The 1,490-nt window shown below is 70.4% G+C and carries 2 protein-coding genes; both read right to left on the reverse strand.

What is annotated here, in order from left to right; all coding sequences use genetic code 11:
* A partial coding sequence (locus tag ACXJKG_RS21125) for a response regulator (RefSeq protein WP_456847676.1) occupies window positions 1–220 on the reverse strand: 220 nt, incomplete at its 3' end.
* 76 nt (window positions 221–296) lie between these two features.
* Window positions 297–1,490, reverse strand: a 1,194-nt coding sequence (locus ACXJKG_RS21130; protein WP_456847675.1) for a sensor histidine kinase, incomplete at its 5' end; no start/stop codon positions are given.

Here is a 1,490-nt window from a genome sequence, read left to right on the forward strand (position 1 = left end):
CGACGACGGGGATGGAGCGCAGGCCGTCGTCGGCCTTGAGGGCCTGCAGGACCTCGCGGCCGTCCATCCGGGGCAGGTTGAGGTCGAGCAGGATCAGGTCGGGCGTCGGTGCCTCGACGTGCTCACCCTCCTTGCGCAGGAACTCCAGGGCGCTGACGCCGTCCGAGACGACCGACAGGCGGTTGCGCAGCTTGTTGTCCTCGAACGCCTCGCGGGTCATCAGGACGTCACCGGGGTCGTCCTCGATCAGGAGGACGTCGATGATCTTGGTGCTCGTGGGCACAGGGGCACTCCGCTCAGGTGTGGTCGTCGGCAGCCGGCAGGGTCCAGCGGATGCTGGTGCCCACGCCGTCAGGCTGCTCGATCCAGATGCGACCGCCGTGGAACTCGACGATCTTCTTGCACAACGAGAGCCCGATGCCGGTGCCCTCGTAGACGTCCTTGGGGTGCAGCCGCTGGAAGATGACGAACACCCGCTCCGCGTACTGCTGGTCGATCCCGATGCCGTTGTCTCGACACTCGAGCTCCCAGGAGTCTGCCACGCGTCGCGCGCTGAGGTGGACCGCCGGCAGCCGGTCGGGGTGGCGGAACTTCACCGCGTTCCCGACGAGGTTCTGGAAGAGCTGGACCAGCAGCGGCTCCTCCCCGCGGACGGTCGGCAGCTCGTCGTGCGTCACCACGGCCCCGGACTCCGCGACCGCCTCGCTCAGGTTGTCGAGCGCGACGTCGAGCGCCGCGCCGAGGTCGACGTCCGTGACCTCACCGCCGACGCGGCCCACGCGGGAGAAGCCCAGGAGGTCCTGGATGAGCTGCTGCATGCGCTTGGCGCCGTCGACCGCGAACGCGATGTACTGGTCGGCGCGCTCGTCCATCTGGCCGCCGTAGCGTTTCTGCAGCAGCTGGGTGAAGCTCGCGATCTTGCGCAGCGGCTCCTGCAGGTCGTGCGAGGCGACGTACGCGAACTGCTCGAGGTCGCGGTTCGAGCGGCGCAGCTCCTCGGCCTGCTCGGTGAGCAGCTCGTGGGCGCCCTCGATCTCGGCGCGCGAGGTCTCCAGCACCTGCAGCTGGTCGACGAGCGCCACGCGCATCCTCTCGACGTCGCCCGCGAGCGCGGCGATCTCGCCGGGCCCGACGGTCTCCACGGGGTGCAGGAGGTCGCCCGACGACACCGCGCGCGCGTCGGAGGCCAGGGAGTCCAGGGGTTCGAGGATCCAGCGCCGCAGCGTCACCCACAGCGAGATGCCGAGCGCGATTGCCGCCAGGACCAGCACGCCGACGGTGGCCCCCGCGATCGTGGTCCACACGTGCAGCTCGTCGAGCGCGTCCTGGCGACGTTCGCGCAGCAGGTCCGTGTAGCTCTCGGCGGCCACCCGGGCCTCGTCGAAGAGCACCCGGCCCTGCTCGATCTCGTCCGCCGTCACCGCACCCTTGCCGCCGGCGCGGACCTCGGCCATCACCGGGACGGCGAACTCGTCGTTCCACGCCTTGGC

The organism is Cellulomonas sp. P5_C6, from assembly GCF_054049635.1.